Origin of the sequence: Flavobacterium sp. 245 (genome assembly GCF_004362055.1) — a bacterium.
Taxonomy (GTDB): Bacteria; Bacteroidota; Bacteroidia; order Flavobacteriales; family Flavobacteriaceae; genus Flavobacterium.
In genome coordinates this window covers 164,236-170,563 of record NZ_SNXB01000012.1, presented here as the reverse complement: position 1 = coordinate 170,563, position 6,328 = coordinate 164,236, and the positions used below count along the sequence as shown (strand labels likewise).

Sequence of the window (6,328 nt, the reverse complement as noted above, 5' to 3'; positions counted from 1 at the left end):
CAGGTAATGTAACCCTTACCGGTGTAGTGGTAAGTGATCCTAAGATTACTGTTTCGGGAGGTCCGTTGGCTGTATTGGCAGCGGGGGCTTCAGATACTACGACCTTCTCGGGGGATTATACGATCACCCAGGCCGATATTGATGCGGGTCAGGTGAACAACCTGGCAGAAGTTACAGGCACCCCGCCAACGGGGCCTGCGGTAACGGACGAGTCTTCAGATCCGACACCTTGTGTTAGTTGTGATCCTGTTGTAGGATGTCCAACCTGTACCAGTACTGAGTTGCCATCTAATGCTGGCATTGAATTATTAAAAGAAGGTACATATGTTGATGCCAGCCTTCCGGCGGGACCATCAGCAGGCGATACGATTCATTATACCTTTACGGTAAAAAACACAGGTAATGTAACCCTTACCGGTGTAGTGGTAAGTGATCCTAAGATTACTGTTTTGGGAGGTCCGTTGGCTGTATTGGCAGCGGGGGCTTCAGATGCTGCGACCTTCTCAGGAGACTACACGATCACCCAGGCCGATATTGATGCGGGTCAGGTGAACAACCTGGCAGAAGTTACAGGCACCCCTCCAACGGGGCCTGCGGTAACAGACGAGTCTTCAGATCCGACACCTTGTGTTAGTTGTGATCCTGTTGTAGGATGTCCAACCTGTACCAGTACTGAGTTGCCATCTAATGCTGGCATTGAATTATTAAAAGAAGGTACATATGTTGATGCCAGCCTTCCGGCGGGACCATCAGCAGGCGATACGATTCATTATACCTTTACGGTAAAAAACACAGGTAATGTAACCCTTACCGGTGTAGTGGTAAGTGATCCTAAGATTACTGTTTCGGGAGGTCCGTTGGCTGTATTGGCAGCGGGGGCTTCAGATGCTACGACCTTCTCAGGGGATTACACGATCATCCAGGCCGATATTGATGCGGGTCAGGTGAACAACCTGGCAGAAGTTACAGGCACCCCGCCAACGGGGCCTGCGGTAACGGACGAGTCTTCAGATCCGACACCTTGTGTTAGTTGTGATCCTGTTGTAGGATGTCCAACCTGTACCAGTACTGAGTTGCCATCTAATGCTGGCATTGAATTATTAAAAGAAGGTACATATGTTGATGCCAGCCTTCCGGCGGGACCATCAGCAGGCGATACGATTCATTATACCTTTACGGTAAAAAACACAGGTAATGTAACCCTTACCGGTGTAGTTGTAAGTGATCCTAAGATTACTGTTGTGGGAGGTCCGTTGGCTGTATTGGCAGCGGGGGCTTCAGATGCTACGACATTCTCAGGAGACTACACAATCACCCAGGCCGATGTTGATGCGGGTCAGGTGAACAACCTGGCAGAAGTTACAGGTACCCCGCCAACGGGGCCTGCGGTAACAGACGAGTCTTCAAATCCGACACCTTGTGTTAGTTGTGATCCTGTTGTAGGATGTCCAACCTGTACCAGTACTGAGTTGCCATCTAATGCTGGCATTGAATTATTAAAAGAAGGTACATATGTTGATGCCAGCCTTCCGGCGGGACCATCAGCAGGCGATACGATTCATTATACCTTTACGGTAAAAAACACAGGTAATGTAACCCTTACCGGTGTAGTGGTAAGTGATCCTAAGATTACTGTTTCGGGAGGTCCGTTGGCTGTATTGGCAGCGGGGGCTTCAGATACTACGACATTCTCAGGAGATTACCCAATCACCCAGGCCGATATTGATGCGGGTCAGGTGAACAACCTGGCAGAAGTTACAGGTACCCCGCCAACGGGGCCTGCGGTAACAGACGAGTCTTCAGATCCGACGCCTTGTGTTAGTTGTAATCCTGTTGTAGGATGTCCAACCTGTACCAGTAATCCATTTATTAATGCTGTTGATGATATTTTTAATAGTCCAGCATGTAGTGTTCCAGGGCTAACAGGAAATATTTTAAGTAATGATTCTTTAGGTAATGTACTTGTTAATTCAAAAGTTGATAGTCAAGTTACTTTAACAATTCTTACTGGAAATTATCCTAATATTACTATCGATAGTCTTGGAAATGTAATCACGTCAAATGGTATTGGTGTTGGATCATATCGATTTACTTATCAAGTATGTAGTGCAACAACTCCTAATAGCTGTGATGTCGCAACAGTAATTATAAATATTAGTGATACAACAAATCCAATTTGGATTTCACCTTTACCACAAGACACTACTGTTAGTTGTTCTAATGTACCTGTTACGCCAGTACTAGAGGCTACAGGTGCATGTAGTAATGCAACTGTTACTCACGAGCAACAAATAATAAACGGAAATTGTGTGGGCAATTATACAATTATCAATACTTGGACCGCTACTGATACATCTAACAATGATATCAGCCATGTGCAAACAATAACTGTGGAAGATATAACGGCTCCAGTATTTTTGCAAACTTTTCCAACAAATCTAAAAGTTGATTGCTCGGCAATTCCAATTGCTCCGGCATTAACCGCTACTGATAATTGCTCTAGTGTTGACATAAATTTGGAAGAAACTGTATCACCAGTTTCACCTGAAGGAAATTATAATATACTAAGAACTTGGACTGCAAGTGATCAGTGTGGAAATCAAACTAAAGCTATGCAAACCGTAAATGTTAGTATACCGGATTATTTTCGAAAAACAAGAATTGAAGCCCAATGTAATATCGATCCTGATTTAGCTGTAGACATTCTAGATATTATGACTAAGCAATTTCCGGGAGTTAATATAGAAGGAGGAAGCTTTAAAGATGTAAATAACTCGGGAGCACTAGATAATTTAACAGGTATTTTTAAACCATTAAATTTAGTTGATGGTGATTATATTGTCAGATATGAAAATAACGATAGAGAATGTCCAAGAATTCTTGAGTTAACTATTCCGGTGAGTACGAGACCTAGTTGTAAGGAAGAAAACTGTGCTAAGATAATTTTTCATAATGCAATGTCTCCAAATGGAGACGGAGTAAATGATGAGTTCATAATTGATAATGTTATTAATGAATGTTATAAATATAATACAGTTGAGATTTATAATCGTTGGGGCGTTAAAGTGTTCGATGCTGTAAATTACGATAATTCGAGCAATACATTTAAAGGATATTCAGAAGGACGTAGTACTATAAATCAGTCGGCTGTGTTACCAGCAGGAACTTATTTTTACGTTTTTAAATATAAAAATATTGAGAATAATATCGCTTCCAAAACAGGATGGTTGTATTTGAGCGGAATGAACTAAAAGATCAAAAACATTTCAGAAGTACAATTATTACTATTGTACTTGTGATTAAATAAATGAAAACATGAAAACAAAATTTTTAATTTTAGTGATGACACTCTTCCATATAATATGTCATAGTCAACAAGATGCTCAATTCACCCAATATATGTACAATACCGTGAATGTAAATCCTGCATACGCTGGTTCTCGAGGCGCAATAAGCATTTTTGGTTTACATAGGACACAATGGGTTGGTCTAGATGGTGCGCCAGTAAGTAGTACATTTTCATTAAATGCTCCTTTGGGGGAAAATATGGGAGGAGGTATATCATTTATTAACGACAGAATTGGTCCTACTAATGAAAATAAAATATCAGCAGATATGTCTTATACTATAAATACATCCGAGATCTACAAGTTATCATTTGGAATTAAAGTAAGCGCAAATTTATTTAGTTTAGATATTAGCAAATTAAATCCTGTTAATAGTGGTGATCCTGATTTTCAGGATTTACATAATAGTTTTGTACCAAACTTAGGGGCTGGCATCTACTTTCATTCTGATAAGTCTTATGTGGGACTATCGGTTCCTAATTTTTTTGAAACAAATCGTTATGATGATAATTCTGTAGCAATAAATAAAGAACGATTAAATTTTTATTTGATTGGAGGCTATATTTTTAATTTGACCCCAAGCTTAAAATTCAAACCTGCATTTTTAGCAAAAGTGGTACAAGCTGCTCCTTTTCAATTAGATCTTTCAGGAAATTTTTTAATCAATGAAAAGTTTGTATTGGGAGCGGCATGGCGATGGAGTGCGGCTGCGAGTTTAATGGCTGGATTCCAAGTAAATAGGGGGGTTTATATTGGTTATGGGTACGATTTAGAAACTACTAAGCTAGCCAACTATAACTCAGGATCTCACGAAATATTTATGCGTTTTGAGATATTTAAAAGTATGAACCGCATAGTGTCTCCAAGATTCTTCTAAACAAACAAAATCATGAAAAAAATTATATATACTACATTAGCTTTTATTTTAACATTCAATAGCTATTCACAAATAGCCAAAGGAGATAAAGAATATGAGAAGTTTGCATATGTTGATGCGATAAAAACATATGAACGTTTGTTTGAGAAAGGGTATAAATCTCAGGACATGTTAGAAAAATTGGCAAATTCTTATTATTTTAAAGCAGACTTAGGTACGGCCGTTCTTTATTATCGTGAATTATTTGCCTTAAAAGTTGATCTAGAGCCAGAGTATTACTATCGTTTTTCCCAATGCCTAAAATCTATAGAAGATTATAAAAAAGCAGATGAAATAATGTTGAAATTCAATCAAAAAAATGATAATGACTTGAGAGCAAAGTTAGCAAGCTTAGAAAAAAATTATTTGGATGAAATAGAAAAAAACTCTGGTCGTTATATCATTGAAAATGCAGGAATTAACTCTCGATATTCTGACTATGGAAGTGCTTTTTACAATAATAAATTAATATTTACCTCAGCAAGAGACACAGGAGTCATAGGAGGTAGCAGAAAACATTCTTGGAATGGAGAAAGTTTTACTAATTTATATAATGCCGATATTGATGATCAAGGGAATGTATTTTCTCCAAAAAAGTTTGGTAGTGAACTAAAATCAAAATTTCATGAATCTACACCAGTATTTACAAAGGATGGTAAAACCGTCTACTTCACAAGAAATAATTACTTAAATGGTAAGAGAGGAAAAGACAGTGATAAAACTACTTTACTAAAAGTATATAAAGCTACATTAAATGGTGATAAATGGGAAAATATTATTGAGTTGGCTTTTAACAGTAATGATTACAGTGTGGCGCATCCTTCTCTGAGTGCAGATGAGAAAACACTTTACTTCGCTTCGAATATGCCAGGTACCATAGGACAATCTGATTTGTTTAAAGTTAGTATTAATGCCGATGGTAGTTTTGGCGAGCCAATAAACTTAGGTAATACAGTTAATACAGAAGGAAGGGAAACATTTCCAATGATTACGTCTTCTAATGAATTGTATTTTGCTTCTGATGGACATCCTGGATTAGGTGGTTTAGATATTTTTGTGGCTCAGCAACAAGAGGATGGAAGTTATAAAAATATTCAAAATATAGGAAAACCCCTAAATAGTTCAAAAGATGATTTTGGGTTTTTAATTAATGAGAAAAGTAGATTCGGATATGTAAGTTCAAATAGAGATGGGGGAGAAGGAAGTGATGATATTTATAAATTTATAGAAATTAAAAAACTAGAATGCGAACAATTTTTATTGGGAATAGTTGTTGATAAAATAACCGGATTGCCATTAGCAAATACCAAAGTAACTTTGTCTGGCGAAAATTACGATAAATTAAGGGAATTAGTAACAGACAATCAAGGTAAATTTGATTTTGGTAAAGTCGACTGTGGATCTAAATACTATATAAAGAGTGAAAAACAAGAGTATGCTATCGTTGAAATTTCGACTGTAACTAAAGAGGAATCAGGTAAAACAGAGGTTAAAATAGAACTTGAAAAAGAAGTTAAGGCTGTAAAATTGGGAGATGATTTAAGATTTGCTTTTGGAATAGAGGTCATTTATTTTGATTTAGACAAATCTAAAATTCGTTCAGATGCAGCTATCGAATTAGCAAAAATACTAGATGTACTAGAACAAAATCCAACGATGGAAATTTCTATTGGCTCGCATACTGATTGCCGTCAAACTGCCAAATACAACCTAAAGTTGTCTGAAAGAAGGGCAAGAGCCACAATGCTATGGTTAGTAGAAAAAGGAATAAAAAAATCTAGATTAACTGCCAAAGGATATGGTGAGACACAATTAGTAAACAATTGTGGTTGTGAACCAACAAATGAATCTAACTGTACAGAACAACAGCATCAAGCGAATAGACGATCTGAATTTCTTGTAACGAAATTATAGTATCAAGTTTATTCCAAGAACTAATTATTACGAGCACTATAAATCAAATCAATTAGTTTGTCATAAATAATGGCAGAAGCAGTTTTATTTAATTAAAAAGTGCTTGCTGCCTTATTTGAAATTAATTTGTAATTGGGAAAATTTGTAGATT

General features: G+C 37.3%; 3 protein-coding genes. All 3 read left to right on the top strand.

Going from position 1 to position 6,328, the window contains the following annotated elements:
• On the top strand, positions 1 to 3,251 hold a 3,251-nt coding region (locus EV145_RS19700), incomplete at its 5' end, for a gliding motility-associated C-terminal domain-containing protein (protein WP_133526899.1).
• Between the two features lie 64 nt (positions 3,252 to 3,315).
• Positions 3,316 to 4,224 (top strand): type IX secretion system membrane protein PorP/SprF, encoded by a 909-nt coding sequence (locus EV145_RS19695; protein WP_133526898.1) that lies wholly within the window; start codon positions 3,316 to 3,318, stop codon positions 4,222 to 4,224.
• A 12-nt stretch (positions 4,225 to 4,236) separates the two neighbouring features.
• Positions 4,237 to 6,177: an OmpA family protein gene (locus EV145_RS19690; protein ID WP_133526897.1), complete on the top strand. Its 1,941-nt coding sequence runs from the start codon at positions 4,237 to 4,239 to the stop codon at positions 6,175 to 6,177.
• Positions 6,178 to 6,328: the final 151 nt, after the last annotated feature.

Excerpts from the sequence above, each read along its gene's own strand:
- EV145_RS19690 (WP_133526897.1), top strand. The coding sequence starts at position 4,237 with ATGAAAAAAATTATATATACTACATTAGCTTTTATTTTAACATTCAAT.
- EV145_RS19695 (WP_133526898.1), top strand. The coding sequence starts at position 3,316 with ATGAAAACAAAATTTTTAATTTTAGTGATGACACTCTTCCATATAATA.